The organism is Bacteroides sp. FSHCM14E1 (genome assembly GCF_019633785.1).
Lineage (GTDB): Bacteria > Bacteroidota > Bacteroidia > Bacteroidales > Bacteroidaceae > Bacteroides > Bacteroides hominis.
Genome location: NZ_JADKYL010000001.1, coordinates 658,091 through 679,115, shown reverse-complemented (window position 1 = coordinate 679,115; position 21,025 = coordinate 658,091). Strand labels below are relative to the sequence as shown.

The 21,025-nt window shown below is 43.7% G+C and carries 20 protein-coding genes; 12 read left to right on the top strand and 8 right to left on the bottom strand.

Features of this window, described 5'->3' with window-relative positions:
• Position 1: 1 nt before the first annotated feature.
• Entirely contained in the window at positions 2-412 is a 411-nt protein-coding gene (locus ISX59_RS02930) for a secondary thiamine-phosphate synthase enzyme YjbQ (protein WP_005806473.1), read from the bottom strand.
• A 70-nt stretch (positions 413-482) separates the two neighbouring features.
• On the opposite strand from ISX59_RS02930, the gene ISX59_RS02925 reads away from it, so the two are divergent.
• From ISX59_RS02925 to ISX59_RS02895, 7 genes are all read left to right on the top strand, one after another.
• On the top strand, positions 483-947 hold the full coding sequence (locus ISX59_RS02925) for a C-GCAxxG-C-C family protein (protein ID WP_005806471.1): 465 nt from the start codon (positions 483-485) through the stop codon (positions 945-947).
• Positions 948-1,093: 146 nt separating this feature from the next.
• Positions 1,094-1,294, top strand: a complete 201-nt coding sequence (locus tag ISX59_RS02920; RefSeq protein ID WP_005778103.1) for a winged helix-turn-helix domain-containing protein — start codon at positions 1,094-1,096, stop codon at positions 1,292-1,294.
• A gap of 125 nt (positions 1,295-1,419) precedes the next feature.
• Positions 1,420-3,201: a translation elongation factor 4 gene (gene lepA, locus ISX59_RS02915; protein ID WP_005806468.1), complete on the top strand. Its 1,782-nt coding sequence runs from the start codon at positions 1,420-1,422 to the stop codon at positions 3,199-3,201.
• A gap of 144 nt (positions 3,202-3,345) precedes the next feature.
• Positions 3,346-4,524 (top strand): sodium:proton antiporter, encoded by a 1,179-nt coding sequence (locus ISX59_RS02910; protein ID WP_005806466.1) that lies wholly within the window; start codon positions 3,346-3,348, stop codon positions 4,522-4,524.
• 44 nt (positions 4,525-4,568) lie between these two features.
• A complete protein-coding gene (nhaA, locus tag ISX59_RS02905) occupies positions 4,569-5,882 on the top strand; it encodes a Na+/H+ antiporter NhaA (protein WP_101603195.1) in 1,314 nt (437 codons plus the stop codon).
• Between the two features lie 149 nt (positions 5,883-6,031).
• Positions 6,032-6,397, top strand: a complete 366-nt coding sequence (locus ISX59_RS02900) for a BlaI/MecI/CopY family transcriptional regulator (RefSeq protein WP_005778094.1) — start codon at positions 6,032-6,034, stop codon at positions 6,395-6,397.
• A gap of 4 nt (positions 6,398-6,401) precedes the next feature.
• Positions 6,402-8,048, top strand: coding sequence for a M56 family metallopeptidase (locus ISX59_RS02895; RefSeq protein ID WP_005778093.1), 1,647 nt, complete (start codon positions 6,402-6,404; stop codon positions 8,046-8,048).
• A gap of 70 nt (positions 8,049-8,118) precedes the next feature.
• Here the strand turns inward: ISX59_RS02895 and ISX59_RS02890 are convergent, their stop codons facing one another.
• The 3 genes from ISX59_RS02890 to map are packed head-to-tail and all read right to left on the bottom strand — an operon-like array spanning position 8,119 to position 10,982.
• Positions 8,119-8,874 (bottom strand): DUF169 domain-containing protein, encoded by a 756-nt coding sequence (locus ISX59_RS02890; protein ID WP_032539965.1) that lies wholly within the window; start codon positions 8,872-8,874, stop codon positions 8,119-8,121.
• 26 nt (positions 8,875-8,900) lie between these two features.
• Positions 8,901-10,127 carry a DNA recombination protein RmuC gene (locus ISX59_RS02885; RefSeq protein ID WP_032539963.1) on the bottom strand — a complete coding sequence of 409 codons (1,227 nt, stop codon included), beginning with the start codon at positions 10,125-10,127 and terminating at the stop codon, positions 8,901-8,903.
• Entirely contained in the window at positions 10,128-10,982 is an 855-nt protein-coding gene (gene map / locus ISX59_RS02880) for a type I methionyl aminopeptidase (protein WP_005806458.1), read from the bottom strand. It abuts the gene before it with no gap.
• An 829-nt stretch (positions 10,983-11,811) separates the two neighbouring features.
• Here map and ISX59_RS02875 point away from each other — a divergent pair.
• Both ISX59_RS02875 and ISX59_RS02870 read left to right on the top strand, forming a co-directional pair.
• Complete coding sequence (locus ISX59_RS02875) at positions 11,812-12,255, top strand: hypothetical protein (protein ID WP_005806437.1); 444 nt, start codon at positions 11,812-11,814, stop codon at positions 12,253-12,255.
• 21 nt (positions 12,256-12,276) lie between these two features.
• Positions 12,277-12,681 (top strand): hypothetical protein, encoded by a 405-nt coding sequence (locus ISX59_RS02870; protein WP_005778083.1) that lies wholly within the window; start codon positions 12,277-12,279, stop codon positions 12,679-12,681.
• 68 nt (positions 12,682-12,749) lie between these two features.
• On the opposite strand, the gene ISX59_RS02865 is transcribed toward ISX59_RS02870, so the two are convergent.
• Together ISX59_RS02865 and rlmD are read right to left on the bottom strand one after the other, a co-directional pair.
• Positions 12,750-13,667, bottom strand: a complete 918-nt coding sequence (locus ISX59_RS02865) for an RluA family pseudouridine synthase (protein ID WP_005778080.1) — start codon at positions 13,665-13,667, stop codon at positions 12,750-12,752.
• Between the two features lie 10 nt (positions 13,668-13,677).
• On the bottom strand, positions 13,678-15,096 hold the full coding sequence (gene rlmD / locus ISX59_RS02860; RefSeq protein WP_220575648.1) for a 23S rRNA (uracil(1939)-C(5))-methyltransferase RlmD: 1,419 nt from the start codon (positions 15,094-15,096) through the stop codon (positions 13,678-13,680).
• Positions 15,097-15,362: 266 nt separating this feature from the next.
• On the opposite strand from rlmD, the gene ppdK reads away from it, so the two are divergent.
• From ppdK to ISX59_RS02845, 3 genes are all read left to right on the top strand, one after another.
• A complete protein-coding gene (ppdK, locus tag ISX59_RS02855) occupies positions 15,363-18,083 on the top strand; it encodes a pyruvate, phosphate dikinase (protein WP_005778073.1) in 2,721 nt (906 codons plus the stop codon).
• 200 nt (positions 18,084-18,283) lie between these two features.
• A complete protein-coding gene (locus tag ISX59_RS02850; RefSeq protein WP_022012391.1) occupies positions 18,284-18,853 on the top strand; it encodes a porin family protein in 570 nt (189 codons plus the stop codon).
• Between the two features lie 199 nt (positions 18,854-19,052).
• Positions 19,053-19,568, top strand: coding sequence for an outer membrane beta-barrel protein (locus ISX59_RS02845; protein ID WP_005778068.1), 516 nt, complete (start codon positions 19,053-19,055; stop codon positions 19,566-19,568).
• An 80-nt stretch (positions 19,569-19,648) separates the two neighbouring features.
• Here ISX59_RS02845 and ISX59_RS02840 read toward each other — a convergent pair whose 3' ends face one another.
• Both ISX59_RS02840 and ISX59_RS02835 read right to left on the bottom strand, forming a co-directional pair.
• Complete coding sequence (locus ISX59_RS02840; protein WP_005778065.1) at positions 19,649-20,257, bottom strand: thiamine phosphate synthase; 609 nt, start codon at positions 20,255-20,257, stop codon at positions 19,649-19,651.
• Positions 20,258-20,318: 61 nt separating this feature from the next.
• Positions 20,319-21,020: a HesA/MoeB/ThiF family protein gene (locus tag ISX59_RS02835; protein ID WP_032539238.1), complete on the bottom strand. Its 702-nt coding sequence runs from the start codon at positions 21,018-21,020 to the stop codon at positions 20,319-20,321.
• Positions 21,021-21,025: the final 5 nt, after the last annotated feature.

The following is a 21,025-nucleotide window of genomic DNA, read 5'->3' as shown; positions in this document are numbered from 1 at the left end:
ATTATTCGAGAATGGTGATACTCAGTTTGCGTCTGTCTCCTCCGTCACGGAACTCACACAGGTAAATGCCCTGCCAGGTTCCGAGGTTGAGCCGGTGGTTTCGGATGGGAATGGTGACCGATGTTCCTATTAATGACGCCTTAATGTGTGCGCTCATATCGTCCGGTCCTTCTTCGGTATGGATGAAGTAAGGTGCCCCATCGGGTACCAGTTTGTTGAAAAACGTATTAAAATCATGGCGCACGTCCGGATCTGCATTCTCGTTGATGGTGATGCCTGCCGAGGTGTGTTTGATGAACACGACCAACAGTCCGTTTTCCGGTAATTCAGGGATAAGGGAGAGGACGTCATGAGTGATCAGATGAAAGCCGCGCGGATAGTGCGGCAGTCGTATATCGAAAGTTGTTGCCATAAAAATCATTGGTTAGTTGCCGGCAAAGATACTTTTTTAATAAATTTGCAAGAAATTAAAAAGATATAAAATGACACTGGAAGATAGAATAAACCGGGCCTCTGAGCTTTTTAAGAGCGGTTATAATTGTTCGCAGTCTGTAGTAGCTGCTTTTGCCGATATGTATGGATTTACTGAAGAACAGGCACTGCGTATGGCTGCTTCGTTCGGTGGAGGTATCGGACGCATGCGCGAAACGTGCGGAGCGGCTTGTGGCATGTTTCTGCTTGCCGGATTGGAGAAGGGAGCTGTCGACGGAGCCGATCGTGAAGGGAAGGCTGCCAATTATGCTTTGGTGCAAGAGCTTGCAGCCGAATTCAAGAAACGAAATGGTTCGTTGAATTGTGGCGAACTGCTTGGTTTAAAGAAGAAAGCGCCGGTTTCATCCGAACCGGAGGCCCGGACAGAACAGTACTATGCCAAAAGACCTTGTTCGAAAATGGTAGAAGAAGCAGCCAGAATATGGGCTGAATATCTCGAAAAACAGAAAAAATAGCTGTTAAATTGATGTTTTCATTACAAAGAAGAGAAAAAACTTACTAATAATCTGTTATATAACATAATTATAACTATCTTTGCAGCCGAAATAAAATCTGATTTGTTCAGGTTTTAACTCATGTCTAACTAAAATTTCTAAAGCAAATGTTGAAAGAAAAAGCAGGTGAAATTGCAGGTAAAATCTGGAATGCACTGAATGGAACAGAAGGACTGACTGCCAAGCAGATTAAGAAAGCGACTAAGTTGGTAGATAAAGATTTGTTCCTTGGCCTCGGATGGCTGTTGAGAGAAGACAAGATCTCTACTCAGGAAATCGAAGGTGAAATCTTCGTTACATTGAACTAAGGAGTGGGCTACTTCCCCAATAAAAAAATGCGTTGATACATTATGATATGTTATCAGCGCATTTTTTTATGTTCTGGCATTTGTGTATATTTGCGCACCAAATTAAATTAAGATAATAGTATCAGATGGATAAAATCAGAAATTTTTGCATCATAGCTCATATCGACCATGGTAAATCAACATTAGCGGACCGCTTGTTGGAGTTCACTAATACCATTCAAGTGACAGAAGGGCAGATGCTTGATGATATGGACCTGGAGAAGGAGAGGGGGATTACAATTAAAAGTCACGCCATACAGATGGAGTATGCATACAGGGGGGAAAAGTATATTTTGAACCTGATTGATACTCCGGGTCATGTTGACTTTTCGTATGAAGTGTCCCGCTCGATAGCTGCCTGTGAAGGTGCGTTGCTTATTGTAGATGCATCACAAGGGGTCCAGGCACAGACCATCTCAAATCTTTATATGGCTATTGAGCACGATCTTGAAATCATTCCGATCATTAATAAATGCGATATGGCGAGTGCCATGCCCGAAGAGGTGGAAGACGAGATTGTAGAGTTGCTGGGATGCAAGAGGGATGAAATTATCCGTGCATCCGGTAAGACGGGTATGGGGGTTGAAGAAATACTGGCAGCAGTAATAGAGCGTATACCTCATCCGAAAGGTGATGAAGACGCACCGTTGCAAGCTTTGATCTTCGACTCTGTATTCAACTCCTTCCGTGGAATTATAGCTTATTTCAAAATCACGAACGGAGTTATCCGTGCGGGGGACAAAGTGAAGTTCTTTAATACCGGAAAGGAATACGTTGCCGATGAAATTGGAGTGTTAAAGATGGAAATGGTTCCCCGTAAAGAATTACGGACGGGGGATGTTGGATATATCATTTCCGGTATTAAGACCTCGAAAGAGGTGAAAGTGGGAGATACGATTACCCATGTAGCCCGTCCTTGTGATAAAGCGATTGCCGGATTTGAAGAGGTGAAGCCGATGGTGTTTGCCGGAGTTTATCCTATTGAGGCCGAGGAATTTGAAGATCTGCGGGCTTCGCTTGAGAAGTTGCAGTTGAACGATGCTTCGTTGACTTTCCAGCCGGAATCTTCTTTGGCGCTGGGATTCGGTTTCCGTTGCGGTTTCCTGGGGTTGCTTCACATGGAAATTGTACAGGAGCGTCTGGATCGTGAGTTCGATATGAACGTCATTACTACGGTTCCTAACGTATCTTATCATATCTACGATAAGCAAGGCAATATGACGGAAGTTCATAATCCCGGCGGTATGCCCGATCCGACAATGATTGACCACATAGAAGAGCCTTATATCAAAGCTTCCATTATTACAACTACCGATTATATCGGACCTATCATGACGCTTTGCCTTGGCAAGCGGGGAGAGCTGTTGAAGCAGGAATATATATCTGGAAACCGCGTCGAGCTGTTTTACAATATGCCTTTGGGCGAGATTGTGATCGACTTCTATGACAGATTGAAGAGTATCTCGAAAGGTTATGCTTCGTTTGATTATCATCCGGATGGTTTCCGTCCGTCTAAGTTGGTGAAACTGGATATTCTGTTGAATGGCGAATCGGTTGACGCGCTTTCCACCTTGACTCACTTCGATAATGCCTACGATATGGGACGCCGGATGTGTGAAAAATTGAAAGAACTGATTCCGAGGCAGCAGTTTGAGATTGCCATCCAAGCTGCCATCGGTGCCAAAATCATAGCACGTGAGACGATCAAGGCTGTGCGTAAAGATGTTACGGCGAAATGTTACGGAGGTGATATCAGCCGTAAACGTAAATTGCTTGAGAAGCAGAAAAAAGGAAAAAAACGTATGAAGCAGATCGGTAACGTGGAAGTGCCGCAGAAGGCGTTCCTTGCCGTGCTTAAACTGGATTAGGAAATAAGGGCTGCAACGTGATAAAAAGCAGAAATCTTTCTGAACAAATTTCGTTGCAGCCAGTTTCTAATATACCAGGTAATTGCCATCTGTCCGCAGAGCTTTCCCTGGCAATTGCCTTTAAAACAACGATAAACAATAAAAATGAGAAAAGTTCTGTCTTTTTCGGCCTTTTTGATTATTGGCCTTTTACTATCACAATTCCTGCCATCATTGGCAGGTGAAGGATATGCTGCTGTAAAAACTGTATCTAGTATTCTTCTTTATGTCTGCCTGAGTTTTATCATGATTAATGTCGGGCGTGAGTTTGAAGTAGATAAGACCCGTTGGCGAAGTTACGCTGAAGATTATTTTATTGCGATGGCTACTGCCGCTATGCCTTGGTTCCTGATTGCCCTTTATTATGTGTTTGTACTTCTTCCTCCTGAGTTTTGGAATAGTTGGGAGGCGTGGAAAGAGAATTTGCTGTTAAGCCGTTTTGCCGCTCCTACGTCGGCAGGTATCCTTTTCACAATGCTCGCTGCTATCGGACTTAAGTCAAGTTGGATTTATAAAAAGATTCAGGTGCTGGCTATCTTCGATGACCTTGATACGATTTTATTGATGATTCCTCTGCAGATAATGATGATCGGTATGCGCTGGCAACTGATTGTGGTTATCTTTATCGTCTTTTTGCTGCTTTCATTAGGTTGGAAACAGTTGGGCAAATATAACTGGCGTCAGGACTGGAAAGCGATAATGGGCTATTCGGTACTTGTTTTTGTTGCTACACAGGCTGTTTATTACTTCAGCAAGCAGTTGTATGGCGAAGAGGGCAGCATTCATATCGAAGTGCTGTTGCCGGCTTTTGTTCTGGGTATGATCATGAAACACAAAGAGATAGATACTCCGGTGGAGCACAAAATTTCGACGGGAGTCTCGTTCCTGTTTATGTTTTTAGTCGGACTCAGTATGCCGCATTTTATTGGGGTGAACTTTGCAGAGACGCATGCCGGAACCCATTCGGTGACAGGCTCACAGGAAATGATGTCATGGGGAATGATAACGTTGCATGTGTTGATTGTTTCACTGCTTTCAAACATAGGTAAGTTATTCCCCGTATTCTTTTACCGGGACCGGAAGTTCAGCGAACGACTGGCACTTTCTATCGGTATGTTTACCCGTGGTGAAGTAGGAGCCGGAATTATTTTTATTGCCCTTGGATACAATCTGGGTGGCCCTGCTTTAGTGATCTCAGTGCTTACGATCGTGTTAAACCTGATCCTGACCGGCATCTTTGTTCTATGGGTGAAGAAGTTGGCATTGCGGAGTTATACAACTTAGCAAAGGCATAAAGTTACTTAAACCTAATTCTATAAATACATATTATGACAGTTTTACGTTCGATGAAGGATTTCTCGTCGATGAATATTACGGCGAGTATTTTATTATTTGTAACAGCGATTGCTGCTGCGGTAATTGCTAACTCTCCTGTGGCACCGGTGTATCAGGAATTTTTGTCGCACGAACTTCATTTCCGTATCGGAGGCTTTAATTTACTTTCGCATGCGGGACACAATCTGACAATGATTGAGTTCATCAATGACGGATTGATGACGATTTTTTTCCTGATGGTCGGGTTGGAGATTAAGAGGGAGTTGCTGGTAGGTGAGCTTTCTTCGTTTCGTAAAGCTGCACTGCCATTCATAGCCGCATGTGGCGGAATGGTAGTGCCTGTTGTAATCTATTCCATGATTTGTGCTCCGGGCACTGAAGGAGGACAAGGGTTGGCTATCCCCATGGCGACCGATATTGCCTTTTCCTTGGGAGTACTCAGTCTGTTGGGCAAGCGTGTGCCGCTAAGTTTGAAAATCTTCCTTACAGCTTTTGCGGTAGTCGATGATATAGGAGGTATTTTGGTGATTGCTATCTTTTACAGTTCACATGTGGCTTATGAGTATTTGTTATGGGCGGCATTACTTTACGTACTGTTATATTTTATAGGTAAGAAAGGAGCCACTAATAAGATTTTCTTTTTAGTCGTTGGGGTGGTTATCTGGTATCTTTTCCTGCAATCTGGTATCCATAGTACGATTTCCGGTGTCATTCTGGCTTTTGTCATTCCCGCTAAACCTCAGTTGAATGTCGGTACTTATATTGAGCGTATCCGGCGTATTATCAGTACATTCCCCGAAATGAGAGCAAACAATATCGTATTGACCAACCAGCAGATAGCTAAGCTGAAGGAGGTTGAGTCGGCTTCCGACAGAGTCATCAGTCCGCTTCAATCACTTGAAGATAATCTTCATGGTGCGGTGAATTACCTTGTTCTTCCATTATTTGCTTTTGTCAATGCCGGTGTTATGTTCAGTGGTGAAGGCGAGGTCATTGGCGGAGTTACCTATGCGGTTGCTCTGGGGCTGTTGGCTGGCAAGTTTCTTGGGATTTATTCTTTTACATGGTTGGCCATCAAGAGTGGACTCACTCCAATGCCTTTAGGGATGAACTGGAAGAACATATCCGGAGTGGCATTATTGGGAGGCATTGGTTTTACGGTATCACTTTTTATTGCCAATCTTTCGTTTGGCTCCACTCACCCCGTATTGTTGAACCAAGCTAAACTCGGTGTTTTGTCCGGTACGGTAATAGCAGGTATATTGGGATATCTGGTTTTGCATTGGGTCTTGCCCCGGAAAAGATGATTTTCTTATATAATAAGGTAGTCTTCTAATCTCCTGCTAAGATTAGTTAAATAACTTATGGCATTAGTTGAATAACTAATGGTTGCAGTTGTTTGTTCTGAATGATTTATTATCTTTGTGGTATCAGAACCTTTTAATTCTTAATTACGATGAAAAGACTTACTGCCAAAGAAGAAGAGATCATGCGCATATTCTGGAAAGAAGGTGCAATGTTTGTCCGTGAACTTCTGAAGTATTATGACGAGCCCAAACCCCATTATAATACAGTATCTACTATCGTACGGGGTCTTGAAGAGAAAGGGTTTGTCGGATATAAAGCTTATGGCAATACCTATCAGTATTTTGCCTTGATCTCAGAGAAGCAGTATAAGCGCTCCGCTCTTCATGAAGTTGTTTCCCAATATTATGATAATTCCTACACCAATGTTGTATCGGCATTTATTGAGGAAGAAGGGTTATCTGTTGAAGACCTGAAAGCTTTGATTCGCCAGATAGAACAAGGACGTAAAAAATAATCTTATGGGAACTTTCTTGTTTTACCTGCTCAAGTCAGCTTTCTGCCTGATATTATTTTATGTGTTTTATCGGGCGTTGCTGAGCCGCAGCACTTTCTTTCGCTTTAACCGATTGACATTGCTGGTGGGGATGTCGGTATGTGTCGTCCTCCCTTTGATGGAGTTTACTACTGAGGAAGAGCATCTCTTCCATACTCCTTTTCAGGTCATCCATCGTGTATTGGTGGAAGAAGGTTATTCCGATTCTTCGTTGGAGTTGGTTCAGGAAGGAGGAATGGGGCGGTTGGCAAACTCGCCTGAAAGGGTACGACATACTTCTCCTGATATCACATTCCGGCATGAATTAATAAGAGTAGGGGGAGTTGTCTATTTGATAGGGAGCGTCGTAGTGTTCTTAGGCTTTGTACTGTCTGCGATTCGTATGTGGCGTCTGATATTACATGCCAGGAGGAGCAGATACGGAAAGTATACATTGGCATTGACTTCTCAAACGGTAGGTTCTTTTAGCTGGGGGAGGGTTATTGTGATTTCTGAAGCGGATTATGGTCATTCACAAGAAATTCTGCTGCATGAAGTGATGCATTTGCGTAGTTGGCATACGCTGGATTTATTGTGGATTCAACTTCTTCTCATTCTATTCTGGTTTAATCCGGCCGTGTGGCTGTTGAAACGTGAGTTACAGGAAGTTCACGAATTTGAGGCAGACGACGGAGTGATAAATAATGGCATCGATGCAACGAGATATCAACTTTTGTTAGTGAAAAAGGCTGTTGGTACAAGGCTCTACTCTATGGCCAACGGTTTCAATCACAGTAAACTTAAAAACCGAATCACCATGATGTTGAAAGAAAGAACCAATGGGTGGGCACGTTTGAAGCTGTTGCTTTTCGTGCCCGTGATGGCCGGAACGCTTTATGCGTTCGCCCGGCCCGAAGTGAAGGAGACATTTGTACAGACAGTGCCCGGACTGCACCAGAAACAAGCAATGGATTATCAAACTCTGTCGAAACTGTTGAGGAATGAAGAGGAGGCCTACAACCTTCGGAAATTTGGAAAGAAGGTTGCCCCTACTACCCCTGAGAACCGGATGAATCAATTGCTAATGAATGCCAGGAATGTGATGCTGTTCGATGGAGATTATGTTCTCAAAGAAAATCTGAAGGATAAAGTTAAGGAAAAGCTTTTGTATAAACAACGGAGAGAGAAAGAAAAGTCTGGTCGTAAAGACGAACAGATTGTTGGGTTCTGGTGTGACAGAGGAACCAACGTGGATGAAGCAAGGCAGGCATTGCAGGCGGTTTACGATGCATATACCGAAATACGTGACAGCATTGCTATTGCTTCGGGTAATGATAGTAAAGATTTTCTTGACAAGGAATTCCCCATCGTTGTTTCGCAATATGAGAATTTGAAGAAGTTTGGCTCCCAAAATGGAGATTGTCTGAGTGGGATCGAGTTGAATTTTATGTCCGGTAAGGATTTGCTTAAAGAATTGAAGAATCCTACGGCAGAGGAGTTACAACAGGCGGTAACCGATTATCGGGAGAAACTGAAAGATGGCCGGAAACTTAGTGTGAGGGTCAAGGTTGATCGTGAATGTAATATGGGGACAGTGTTGAAAATGAAACAGATACTCAGAGAGAACTGGTAAGAAGAACCGGTTTCGGTTACTTTGATAAGAGCTATTCCGGTGAAACAACTCTCCGGAATAGCTCTTTTATTTAAGACTGATTGGATTTGCCCATTCTCTTTTTGATTACGTCCCACGTAGCTGTCTTCAGAAAGCTTTCTTCCATTTGCAACACCATTTTTTTGAATTTGTTAAATGGAATGGCAAAAGACAAAAGGTCGGATTTCATACATTTGCGTGCCGAAGGGTCGAATGATCCTAACACTGCCCGATTGGTTCCGTCCAGTTGTTCCCGGTACGGATGATAGATAATGGAGGCACAGCCTGCACCGAAAGGAGCAATCACTGCATCAGGATCTGCATTGTCAAAACAAGCCAGTGTGAACAATCCGGAGAGAACATCGGCAGATGCAAAGAAAATAACCGCTTCCGGTGTGTCTTCTGCTTCCAGTTTGTCCCAACGCTTGAAAATCAGGTTTTCCCCCTTGATAGGAAGTACGGGTAACTGTGCCAGAGCCTCCGCAGCCAATTCCGGCGTTTGTTTGTATCGTTCTCCTTCTCCTTGCCCATTGTGTGAAAGGAAACATTCAAACCCGGGGAACATCTTGTCCGTAAAGCTTGTATATCGTTTCCCACCCCGGCATCCCACAGAATCTGCCTGTATACAGAGAGTTTTTCCTCGTTGTACTTGTGTCAGTTGGGCAATGATACACCGATGTCCTTTCGGAGCTTCCACTACCGGAAGATTCTGTGTATCTGCCGAGTATTCAAATGCTATGGGGAGTCCGGCTTGTGGAAAATAAGTATTCCACAAGGTAATGAACTGATCCTTAAGTGTTGTTTCCATGACCTTATATCTCGTTGTTTTATCAATTAATCATCTTCTCCGCCATCGTCAATCGGTAAGATTTTCCGGCTTTCTTCGTGTGGGAGCTCTTCGACCTGCCGGAGCTTGCGTTCGATGGCGCGGGTGCGTTTTCCTATTACTTCTTCCAATTGGTCACCTGCACTTTGCAGATTCTTCTGCACCTTCTCAAGCAGTCCTCCGAATTTTCCGAATTCTGTTTTTACGGCTCCCAATACAGTCCATACTTCACCAGTACGCTTCTGTATGGCAAGTGTCCGGAATCCCATTTGCAGGCTGTTCAGTATGGCTCCCAGAGTAGTTGGTCCGGTTACGACAATCTTGAAATCCTTTTGTAGTGTTTCCACTAAAGTTGTGCGGCGGATTACTTCTGCATAAATGCTTTCAAAGGGGAGGAACAGGATGGCGAAGTCCGTTGTAAACGGTGGGTCGACATACTTGTCATGAATATCCTTTGCCATCTTTTTTATGGTTGTTTCCAGTTGACGCCCGCATGATTCCATCAGTACAGCGTCACCTGCCTCAAAGGCATCATAATATTGCTCGTAAACATCTTTTGGGAATTTTGCATCGATTGGCAGATAAACGGTACTGTTTGCATCGTCTTTCCCGGGAAGTTTGATGGCGAACTCTACAAATTCGGTTCCGCTCTTCTTGGTCTTGACATTTGCTTCATACTGTTCAGGACTCATCATCTGCTCCAGAAGAGCACCTAACTGGACTTCTCCAAAGGTCCCGCGCATTTTCACGTTGCTCAGAACTTTCTTGAGACCACCCACATCTTGTGCGAGAGACTTCATTTCTCCCAGGCCTTTTTGCACGTTTTCAAGTTGCGAACGGACTATCTCGAAGGACTGTCCGATACGTTCGTTAAGAGTCTTTTGTAATTTCTCTTCAACCATCACGCGCATGTCATCCAGACGCTTCTCAGTAGACTGTATCAGCGTTTCCTGCTGACGTGCCATTGCGTCGAACTTCTGGCGTTGCAGTTCTCCGGTGGTCATCATGTTCTTATGCATGGCGTCCTGCAACTGTTGTAAACCCTGATTCAGGGTTTGCGTCATTTCCATGCGCAACTCACGAATGCTGCGATTCAACTCTTCCCGGTTTTCCTGCATTTGTTGACGCAATGCCCGTTGCATCTCTTCGCTTTGCGAGCGATTGTTGCGGGTTAGTGTCAATACAAGCTGGACAACCAGCAAGGCTGCAATAATCAAGAGGAGAGTCAGTTCCATTTAATAAGTCAATATTTCGTTTCCGGTTTCAGTAATCAGAATCATATTTTCCCATTGTGCAGACGGCAATCCGTCGTCTGTGCAGACTGTCCAGTCATCAGCAGAGTCGACAAAGACCTCATACGTTCCCATATTGATCATCGGTTCGATGGTGAAAGTCATGCCCGGAAGAATTAACATTCCTGTTCCCCGGCGTCCGAAGTGTTCTACGTCGGGTTCTTCATGGAATTTGATACCTACTCCGTGCCCGCATAAGTCACGGACCACGCTATAACCGTTCTTCTCGGCATGTTCCTGAATAGCGGCACCCACATCTCCTAACCGTGCCCAAGGCTGTGCGGCTGCTATACCGATTTCCATACACTCTCTGGTAACTTGCACCAGTCTTTGTTTTTCCGGACTGACTTCACCGATCATGAACATACGTGATGCATCGGAGAAATAGCCTTTGTAAATAGTCGATACGTCCACGTTGACTATATCTCCGCTTTGCAGAAATTCGGTCGGACTGGGTATTCCGTGGCATACCACATCATTGATACTGGTACAGACGCTTTTAGGGAATCCTTCATAATTAAGAGGAGCGGGAATAGCACCGTGAGCTGTTGTGAAATCATAAACCAATCGGTCGATCTCTTCTGTAGGCATTCCTTCACGAATGTTTTCCGCGATGTGGTCAAGCAGCGCCGTATTGATTTTGGCACTTTCACGGATACCTTCAATCTGTTCCGGCGTACGGAGCACTTTGCGTGGGGGAAGTTTATAGCCTTGTTTTCTGTATTTCTGTATCTTATCTTCTATTTCATCCGGATAATTGGAAGGAGTAAACCGGACTCCTTTAATAAACTTTTTCATTTTACTATCTTGATTTTTTATTCGTAGCACAAATGTAGGGAATAAAAAGGGGAAATGCTGTGTATCGGGAAAGATTATTTCTGCGAGTCGGAGGTGAAAAGTAGCAATTAATACTCAATAACTCATTTTGTCATTTTGTATTTTAATGCTGCTCAGATTTGATTTTTCAGGTCCTATATCAATCCTTGTGGAAAAGAACGCGAAATAGCGGAATTTGTATAATTCAAAAAGAATGTTATTCCATTGTTTTACTGTGATATCGTTTATTGATAGTTCTAATATCGTTTATTGTGTTATGAATGTCTATGTTTATGCACGTATATGTTATTTTTGTATGATTGCTTCTGCGAGTGCTAATAAATAAAAAAAGTGGTCTTATACAGTGGGAAACGTCTTTGGGGATTATGAAGTTAGCAAAATACTCGGATGAAGTTAGCAAAATACTTAGACGAAGTTAATAAAAGACTTGGATGAAGTTAACAAAAGACTTAGAGGATATTAATAAAGGTCTAAGTGTTTTTGCATATTTATCATTAGATAGTGATAAAAGTGTATGTTATTTCTTTTTTTATCCGTTTTCTATTAAATATAAGTTCTATCTGAGGACTTTTGTTTCTATATAGAGTTAGCGATTCTTCTATAAATGAAGCAATCTGTAGCTTACTTCCTCTTAAAGGTTTCTTTTTGAAAATTCAGGTAAGGTAAACAGAATGCCTCCGAAGCGAACAATGTGGTTTTTATTTGTTTGAAATGTTTTTATTAATCCTATTTCCTTTTTATTAGAAAACAATCCTTATATTTGTCCCTTGTATTATTAATTTAATGACAAATGACACTTATGAAGACATTGAATTTTATGAAGACGCTGCTTTTATTGGTAGCTATAGTAGGCTTGAGCTCTTGTGGCGACAAGTATTATTCAGATGATTATTTGCGAAACAGTAATGCAAAGTTATGCGGAAAGACTTGGGTGAATGATTCTGATAAAAATGATGCGGATGAATGGGTGCGCCATACATTGAAGTTTGATGATAGCGGACGGCTGGCAGAAACTTATGCTTATTATCATTTGAATGAAAACCAACCTTACCGGACAGAAACAAATAATCTGACTTGGTCCTGGATAGACGATTCGATGGAAGGAATTGTTTTTGACTATGGCGTAAACGGGATGACTTATTTTGATAATGTGTGGGTGCGCGAACATAATCTTTCCGGAAAGCTGAACGGAAAGGTCGTTGTATTTGTTGATTCAAAATACAACAGAAACTAATTTAGAGAAGGAGATAGAAACATGAAAGGCTATTTAAAGATTCTGCTGGTACTGCTGCTGGCTGTCGGATTGGCATCCTGTGAAGACGATCAGGGAGAGATTGAATATGTCATTGCCGGACGGGCATGGACAGGCGATGTGGGGATGAATGCCGATAACGGTGAAGCCTTGTTTAGTACCTTTGAATTCGGGCTTGACGGTTTTGGGGTGGAAACCCAGTTTTATGCTTCTGACGGCGCTTTGTATGATCAGTATCGTTTCCGGTGGTATTGGGGCGACTCTTATAATCGTAATTTAGTGTTGGATTACGGAACTAACGGTATTTCTTTTATGGATGACGTAAGAGTATACGGAGATCGGCTGAGCGGTATCTTTTATCTTTCGGACAATGCACCGGGATTTAATTTTGAGCTTAGGATGGAATAATACTTATATTTGACAGGTGGGATATATCAAAATGGGCGTGAAATAGTTGTTTCACGCCCATTTTAGTATCATTTTCTGAGAAACAATTTCTTGAATGCCGGGGGATAAGGAGTTTCAAATTCCATCAGCTGATCTGTTACCGGATGATAGAAACAAAGTTTGAAAGCATGCAACGCCAGACGCCCGAGAGGATTGGGGCCGCCGTCGATACCGTAACGCCCGTCTCCGATCAGAGGATGCCCTAAATCCTGCATATGTACACGTATCTGATTTTTACGTCCGGTTTCCAGTCGCAGTTCTACCAATGAATATCCATTGGCGCGTTTGATAGTGCGATAGTGGGTGATTGATTTGGAACCACCGTCATCGTAGCTGCTTGAACTGACATATAAGGTACGGTCTGTCAACCAGGATACGACGGTGTCGCTGTCCTTTTCCATCTCGCCGGTAACTACTGCTACATAACGACGGTCCGTCACGATGTCATGCCAGTGGTCACGCAGTGTACGTTGTGTCTTTTCATCTTTGGCAAACATCATCAATCCTGAGGTGTCACGATCCAGACGATGAACTACAAAAATACGGTTTCCACGCCCCGAACGCCCCACATATTCACTTAAGATATGCTGTGCTGTGCGTTCCTTTTGCCGGTCGGTGCCAACAGAGAGTAAGCCTTCTTTTTTCTCTACTACGATGATATAAGCGTCTTCATAGACGATTTTCAGCAGCGGATGACGGAATTCCTTTTTATTCTTATCTTTGCTGATAAGCACTTTCATGCCCGGTTGCAGAGGGAAGTTGAACTGTGTCGTAATCACATTGTCAACCAGTACGATTCGTTTGCTGAGCAGTGACTTTAGCTTGGTACGGCTGGCATCAGGCATTTTCGCTGCGAGGAAGTCCATTAGTTCCATAGGCTCTTTCACCAGATAACCTGTATATTGCGCACGTGCCTTTTCGGCCGGAGTTCGTTTCATTCTTTTCATATTCGTTTCCTTATTTAAGTTCGAGCAGCACTACGTTTTCCACGTGATGGGTATGTGGGAACATATCTACCGGTTGCACTGCTTTCACACGGTATTTAACGTCGAGCAACTGAAGATCACGGGCTTGCGTTGCCGGATTACAACTAACATATACAATTCGTTTTGGTTCGGCAAACAAGATTACGTCTACCACATCCTGATGCATTCCTGCCCGGGGAGGATCGGTGATAATTACGTCCGGACGTCCATACTGATTGATGAAGTCCTGAGTCAGGATATCCTTCATGTCTCCGGCAAAGAACAACGTATTCTCTATTCCATTAATTTCCGCATTTACTTTCGCATCTTCAATGGCTTCGGGCACGTATTCGATGCCGATCACTTGCCGTGCCTGTCGCGATACAAAGTTAGTAATGGTTCCTGTTCCGGTATACAGGTCATACACCAGTTCTCCACCCGTTAATCCGGCAAAGTCGCGCGTTACCTTATAGAGGTTGTATGCCTGCCCCGAATTGGTCTGATAGAACGATTTCGGTCCCACTTTGAAACGCAGGCCCTCCATCTCTTCAAAGATATGGTCGTTGCCACGGAATACGTGTACATCGAGATCATTGATGGTGTCGTTGCATTTATTATTAATAATGTATAGGAGAGAGGTTATTTCCGGAAATTGGTCGGCCACATACTGCAATAACTGCTTGAAGAGATCCATTTCATGCTCTTCGGTAATTTTACAAATCAGAATTACCATCAGTTCGCCGGTACTTGAAGTACGCACAATCATGTTGCGGAGCATTCCTTCCTGTGAACGAAGGTTGATGAAAGAGTAATTGTGCTCGTAAGCATAATCACGGATTGTGTTTCGGATGCGATTGGAAATATCGTCTTGTAACCAACACTTTTCGATAGCCAGCACTTTGTCGAATGCTCCCGGGATATGGAATCCCACTGCATTCATCTGGTCGTACTTTACATCCTGTTTCACTTCTTCTGCTGTCAGCCAGCGTTTGTTTGAGAAGGTAAATTCCAATTTGTTCCGATAAAATTCGGTTTTGGCAGATCCCAGGATAGGAGAGATCTCCGGTAATTCGATCTTGCCGATGCGACGGAGGTTATCTTCCACCTGTTTCTGTTTGTATTTGATTTGTTCGGCGTAAGGCAATACCTGCCATTTGCATCCGCCGCATACGCCATAGTGTTGGCAAAAAGGAACGGCACGTATCGGCGAGAGTTCGTGAAACTTCACCGCTTCGGCCTCGGCATATTTATTCTTTTTTCTTTTGACTTGCAGATCCACCACATCGCCCGGCACTACGTAAGGTACAAAAACTACCAGGTCATTTACTTTTGCGATGGCTTTTCCTTCGGCAGCCACATCCGTTATTGTCACCTTCTCCAGCAGGGGAAGTTCTTTTTTCTTTCTAGCCACAATACTCCTTGAATTATATTAAAATGATTTCTTTATGTATAAAGCGTGAATATATAAAATCACCATTCTACGCCATATTAATAAAATCTTTCGCAAAAGTAGGTATTTTTTTTCGTATTTCTCTATATGAAGTGAAATAATGCAGATTGCAATGTCGAAATTGCATTTTGATAGAAAGTTTTTCATATAAAAGTTTTCTGGTTTGCGAAATATCCTTAGATTTGCGAACAGAAAAGAATCACAACTAATAACTTTAAAATCGTATTATGGACAAAAAAAGAGTTTATACCTTTGGTAATGGACTGGCAGAAGGAAAAGCCGGTATGCGAAACTTACTTGGGGGTAAAGGTGCGAACCTTGCCGAAATGAATCTGATCGGTGTCCCCGTACCTCCGGGCTTCACAATTACAACTGACGTTTGTACCGAATATTACGAGATGGGACAGGAAAAGGTCGTATCTCTCCTGAAAGAAGAAGTAGAAAAAGCCATTGCAAATATAGAGAACCTGATGCGTTCAAAATTTGGTGACGTAGAGAATCCGTTGCTGGTTTCTGTGCGTTCGGGTGCGCGTGCATCCATGCCGGGCATGATGGATACGATCCTGAACCTGGGATTGAACGATGAAGTGGTTGAAGGCTTGACCCGTAAAACAGGAAATGCCCGTTTTGCATGGGATTCTTACCGCCGTTTCGTACAGATGTATGGTGATGTAGTATTGGGTATGAAGCCTGTTAACAAAGAAGACCAAGATCCGTTTGAAGCCATCATCGAAGAGGTGAAACATGCCAAAGGCGTGAAATTGGATAACGAGCTTGAGGTAGAAGACCTGAAAGAACTCGTGAAGAAATTTAAAGCTGCTGTAAAAGCACAGACCGGCAAGGATTTCCCTACTTGTGCATACGAACAGCTTTGGGGAGCAATTTGCGCTGTATTTAATTCATGGATGAATGAACGCGCCATCCTGTACCGTAAGATGGAGGGAATTCCTGACGAATGGGGTACTGCCGTAAGTGTTCAGGCAATGGTATTCGGTAATATGGGCGATGGTTCTGCTACAGGTGTTTGCTTCTCACGCGATGCTGCCACAGGTGAGGACCTTTTCAATGGTGAATACCTGATCAATGCACAGGGCGAGGACGTTGTTGCCGGAATCCGTACTCCGCAACAGATCACGAAGATCGGTTCTCAGCGTTGGGCCCAGTTGGCCGGTGTGAGCGAAGAAGAGCGTGCTTCGAAATACCCTTCTATGGAAGAAGCAATGCCGGAAATATATAAACAACTGGACGAATTGCAGACTAAGCTCGAAAATCACTATAAAGATATGCAGGACATGGAGTTCACCGTTCAGGAAGGCAAACTTTGGTTCCTTCAGACACGTAACGGTAAACGTACCGGTGCTGCCATGGTAAAGATCGCAATGGATCTGTTCCGTCAGGGAATGATTGATGAAAAGACTGCCCTGATGCGTGTAGAACCCAATAAGCTGGATGAATTACTCCACCCGGTATTCGATAAGTCTGCTTTGAAACAGGCTAAAGTGTTGACTCGCGGTTTGCCGGCTTCTCCGGGTGCTGCTACCGGTCAGATTGTATTCTTTGCTGACGATGCTGCCGAATGGCATGCTGCCGGAAAACGCGTCGTAATGGTTCGTATTGAAACATCACCGGAAGATTTGGCCGGTATGGCAGTTGCTGAAGGCATTTTGACCGCACGCGGAGGTATGACTTCACATGCAGCCGTGGTTGCCCGCGGTATGGGTAAATGTTGTGTTTCGGGAGCCGGTGCACTGAACATCGACTATAAAGCCCGTACAGTAGAAGTGGACGGCGTGTTGCTGAAAGAGGGTGATTTCATCTCTTTGAACGGTAGTACGGGTGAAGTTTACCAAGGTAAAGTAGAAACGAAGGCTGCTGAGTTATCGGGTGATTTTTCCGATTTGATGAAGTTGGCCGATAAATATACTCGCCTGCAAGTACGTACTAATGCCGACACTCCGCATGATGCTGAGGTTGCCCGTAACTTCGGTGCGGTAGGTATAGGCCTTTGCCGTACGGAACACATGTTCTTTGAAGGTGAAAAAATTAAGGCTATGCGTGAAATGATCCTGGCAGAAAATGCTGAAGGGCGCCGCAAAGCACTGGCTAAGATACTTCCGTATCAGCAAGCCGACTTCAAAGGTATCTTTAAGGCTATGTCCGGTTGTCCGGTGACCGTACGCCTGCTCGATCCTCCTTTGCATGAATTCGTTCCTCACGATCTGAAAGGACAGCAAGAAATGGCCGATACGATGGGGGTAAGCCTGCAATATATCCAGCAGCGTGTAGAATCACTTTGCGAACACAACCCGATGTTGGGTCACCGTGGCTGTCGTTTGGGAAATACGTATCCCGAAATCACACAGATGCAGACTCGTGCCATTTTGGGTGCCGCTCTTGAACTGAAGAAAGAAGGAATAGAAACACATCCCGAAATCATGGTGCCGCTGACAGGTATTCTTTACGAGTTCCAGCAGCAGGAAAGTGTGATCCGTGCCGAAGCAGAAAAGCTTTTCGAAGAGGTGGGAGACCGCATCGACTTCAAGGTCGGAACCATGATCGAAATTCCTCGTGCAGCTCTGACTGCCGACCGTATCGCTTCGTCTGCCGAGTTCTTCTCGTTCGGAACCAACGACTTGACTCAGATGACTTTCGGTTACTCTCGTGACGATATCGCTTCTTTCCTTCCGGTTTATCTGGAGAAGAAGATCCTGAAGGTAGATCCGTTCCAGGTACTCGACCAGAATGGTGTAGGCCAGTTGGTACGTATGGCAACCGAAAAAGGGCGTGCTATCCGTCCGGATTTGAAATGCGGTATCTGCGGTGAACATGGCGGTGAGCCTTCATCTGTGAAGTTCTGCCATAAAGTAGGTTTGAATTACGTTAGTTGTTCTCCGTTCCGTGTGCCTATTGCACGTCTGGCAGCGGCACAAGCAGCTATCGAAGACTAAATAGATTTAGATAACTGGTTAGGCGAGGCTACCCGTGAAAGGGTAGCCTCGTTTTTTTATGGAAACAGAATAAGAGAAAGCAGAAGCAGGGGGAGTGGATAAAATGTAGAGTGAATATTTGTATAATTCAAATAAAAATATTTCCTTTATCTTATGAAACCTTACTTATTATATTTTTAACAAACTAAAATTACAGAATTATGAAAAGAAATCTTGTGTTTGTATTGTTTGCCCTTGTTTCGGTTGTGGGCTTTTCTCAAGTGAGCTGGAATGCCAAGGTGGGAATGAATATCAGTAATTATACCGGTGATTTTGACATGAATGCCAAAGTAGGATTCAAAATAGGCGGTGGTATGGAGTATGGATTTAATGAAATCTGGTCTTTGCAACCCTCTTTGTTCGTATCTTCCAAAGGTGTCAAGAAGGATGAACTGAGTGTGAATGCTGTTTATCTGGAACTGCCGGTTATGGCTGCGGCGCGTTTCAAAGTGGCCGATAATACCAATATTGTGTTGAGTGCCGGTCCTTATTTTGCTTGCGGTATCGGGGGTAATTCTAAAGTCGATTTAGGTAAAGGACGTTTGGAAGTTGATACCTTTGGCGACGACGGTCTGCTGAAACGTGGCGATGTAGGTTTGGGTATCGGTGTGGCCGCGGAGTTTGGCAAGATCATCGCAGGGCTTGACGGCCAGTTCGGATTTGTCGATGTAATGGACGACGTAAATGGTAAAAATCTGAATGTTTCGATCAGTGTAGGTTATAAGTTCTGAGAAACCGATAAATATTAAAATAGAGAAGCCGCTGTAAATCAATTACAAGCGGCTTTTCTTTTATATTCACTCAGCGAATAATGGCGGAAATAGTTGTTTAATTAATGAATATACTATACTTTTGCGCCCCGAAACAAAAGTGAAATAATTCTTTTGTTTGTTTTCAAAATAGGTACATTTAATTAAAACTACTAAGAAGATGAAAAAGATTGTATTGTTTTTATTTGTTGCTATTGCAACTTTATCTGTCAAAGCTCAGGACATTTACATGGGAGGTACCGTAGGTTTGTGGCGTAATGATGACGCTAATACTACTTCTTTCAAGCTCGCTCCGGAAATCGGATACAACCTGAGTGAACAATGGGCACTGGGCGTTGAACTCCAGTTTAACCATGATTATATAAGTCATAAAACGATTAATTCTTTTGCTATTGCTCCTTATGCACGCTTTTCTTATTACGAGAACAAGATTGTACGTCTGTTTATCGATGGTGGGTTTGGCTTTGCTACCACTAAGGTGAAAGATGGCGGAGATGCAATAAACGGTTTTGAGATCGGTCTGAAACCGGGTATTGCCATAAAACTGAACCAACATTTCAGTTTGGTTGCCAAATGTGGTTTCTTGGGTTATAAGGACGACTATATGAATAACAGCGGATTCGGCTTTAGCGCAAGTAGCGAAGACTTAACATTCGGATTCCATTACGAATTTTAATCAAATAGGTTTCAACGAAATAGGGTGGCTTCCCTTCATAAGGAAGTCACCCTATTTTATTTAGTCCGTTATTCTTTGGCTCAGTCCGCCATCTTTTTCAGTTTCTTGAAGTGTTCTATCACTGCCAGATAATCTCTGTCGGAACAGGCATCGAATTTACCCCACAAGTCTCCTAAAACCACTGCACCTCCGAATCCGAAATCCTTTACTTCCAGTATATTCTCCGGCGTGATGCCTCCCAAAGCCATTACTTTGCCATCGATGATTTTGTCTTTACCTGCCTGACGCAATTCTTCAGCCGTGTAAGGCGAGTTATATCCTTCTTTTGAGATACTGTCGTAAATCGGGCTCATAAACACATAGTCGTAAAAGTGTTTTTTGTTTTTCACTTCCTCCACCGAGTGGCAGGAACAACTGATATGCCCGGAGTAGTCATGCGGCTCTTTCGGGTTGCGGGCATTCAGGTGAATTCCCATCAGGTTGAATTCTTCTTTCAGGTAGAAGTGTTCATGGGTGACAATGCGTTTATGATATTTTTCCGGAATCAGTGTGAGCAAGCGTTCCGAATACATAGCCGGCGTTTCCGGTTTCCTGAGATGCAGAATATCCAATCCCTCTTCAAAGAGAGCAGTGATAATCTTATCTTCTTCTACAAAGAAAGTAGGCGTCGTTACTACGATAAGTTTCATTTCTGTTGTTAAACTGTTAAGTTTAGCAAAGTTAGTAATTAACTTACTCAGAAACCAACCTTTATAGTGAAAATATGTTAGATTGCAATGTCCGTAAGTCAATTGTCCATAGTTTGCCTGCCAGAACCTCGCCGAATCCGCAGATAATCTTCAGGACTTCGGTTGCTTCCACACTGCCCGTCACTGCCGGTGTTACTCCGACTACCCCTTTGGGAGGAGGAGGCATACGCAACATCTCTTCTTCATCCGGATAGAGGTCACGGTATGTTTTCCGTTGTGCCCCGCTCCCGTAGTTAAAGACAGAAACCTGTCCCTCGAAACCACAGATGGCACCGTATACATAGGGTTTTCCCAACTCTACACAGACGTCATTTATCAGATATCGGGTGATAAAGTTATCGCATCCGTCCACTACGATGTCGTACTGCCTTATCAATTCACGGGCATTGTCTTTGCTGAGCCGTCCCGGACAGGCATTTACCTCTATTTCCCGGTTCAGGGCACTGAGCCGCAGCGAAGCGCAAATCGCTTTCAGGTCTCCTACCTCTTCTTCCGTATAGAGCACCTGCCTTTGCAGATTGCTGAGGCTTACTTCATCGTTATCCACCAGTCCGATGGTACCTACTCCTGCACCCACCAGATAGAGGGCGATGGGAGAACCCAGTCCTCCTACGCCCACAATCAATACTTTGGCAGCTTTGAGTTTTGCTTGTCCTGCTTCTCCTATTTCCGGAAGCATGATTTGCCTGTTGTATCTTTCCATGATTC

Excerpts from the sequence above, each read along its gene's own strand:
- ISX59_RS02890 (WP_032539965.1), bottom strand. The coding sequence starts at position 8,874 with ATGGAAACAACACTTAAGGATCAGTTCATTACCTTGTGGAATACTTAT.
- ISX59_RS02870 (WP_005778083.1), top strand. The coding sequence starts at position 12,277 with ATGAAAGGCTATTTAAAGATTCTGCTGGTACTGCTGCTGGCTGTCGGA.
- ISX59_RS02845 (WP_005778068.1), top strand. The coding sequence starts at position 19,053 with ATGAAAAAGATTGTATTGTTTTTATTTGTTGCTATTGCAACTTTATCT.
- ppdK (WP_005778073.1), top strand. The coding sequence starts at position 15,363 with ATGGACAAAAAAAGAGTTTATACCTTTGGTAATGGACTGGCAGAAGGA.
- map (WP_005806458.1), bottom strand. The coding sequence starts at position 10,982 with ATGAAAAAGTTTATTAAAGGAGTCCGGTTTACTCCTTCCAATTATCCG.
- ISX59_RS02840 (WP_005778065.1), bottom strand. The coding sequence starts at position 20,257 with ATGAAACTTATCGTAGTAACGACGCCTACTTTCTTTGTAGAAGAAGAT.
- nhaA (WP_101603195.1), top strand. The coding sequence starts at position 4,569 with ATGACAGTTTTACGTTCGATGAAGGATTTCTCGTCGATGAATATTACG.
- ISX59_RS02885 (WP_032539963.1), bottom strand. The coding sequence starts at position 10,127 with ATGGAACTGACTCTCCTCTTGATTATTGCAGCCTTGCTGGTTGTCCAG.
- ISX59_RS02850 (WP_022012391.1), top strand. The coding sequence starts at position 18,284 with ATGAAAAGAAATCTTGTGTTTGTATTGTTTGCCCTTGTTTCGGTTGTG.
- ISX59_RS02920 (WP_005778103.1), top strand. The coding sequence starts at position 1,094 with ATGTTGAAAGAAAAAGCAGGTGAAATTGCAGGTAAAATCTGGAATGCA.
- lepA (WP_005806468.1), top strand. The coding sequence starts at position 1,420 with ATGGATAAAATCAGAAATTTTTGCATCATAGCTCATATCGACCATGGT.
- ISX59_RS02865 (WP_005778080.1), bottom strand. The coding sequence starts at position 13,667 with ATGAAAAGAATGAAACGAACTCCGGCCGAAAAGGCACGTGCGCAATAT.
- ISX59_RS02875 (WP_005806437.1), top strand. The coding sequence starts at position 11,812 with ATGACACTTATGAAGACATTGAATTTTATGAAGACGCTGCTTTTATTG.
- ISX59_RS02900 (WP_005778094.1), top strand. The coding sequence starts at position 6,032 with ATGAAAAGACTTACTGCCAAAGAAGAAGAGATCATGCGCATATTCTGG.
- ISX59_RS02910 (WP_005806466.1), top strand. The coding sequence starts at position 3,346 with ATGAGAAAAGTTCTGTCTTTTTCGGCCTTTTTGATTATTGGCCTTTTA.
- ISX59_RS02925 (WP_005806471.1), top strand. The coding sequence starts at position 483 with ATGACACTGGAAGATAGAATAAACCGGGCCTCTGAGCTTTTTAAGAGC.
- ISX59_RS02895 (WP_005778093.1), top strand. The coding sequence starts at position 6,402 with ATGGGAACTTTCTTGTTTTACCTGCTCAAGTCAGCTTTCTGCCTGATA.
- ISX59_RS02930 (WP_005806473.1), bottom strand. The coding sequence starts at position 412 with ATGGCAACAACTTTCGATATACGACTGCCGCACTATCCGCGCGGCTTT.
- ISX59_RS02835 (WP_032539238.1), bottom strand. The coding sequence starts at position 21,020 with ATGGAAAGATACAACAGGCAAATCATGCTTCCGGAAATAGGAGAAGCA.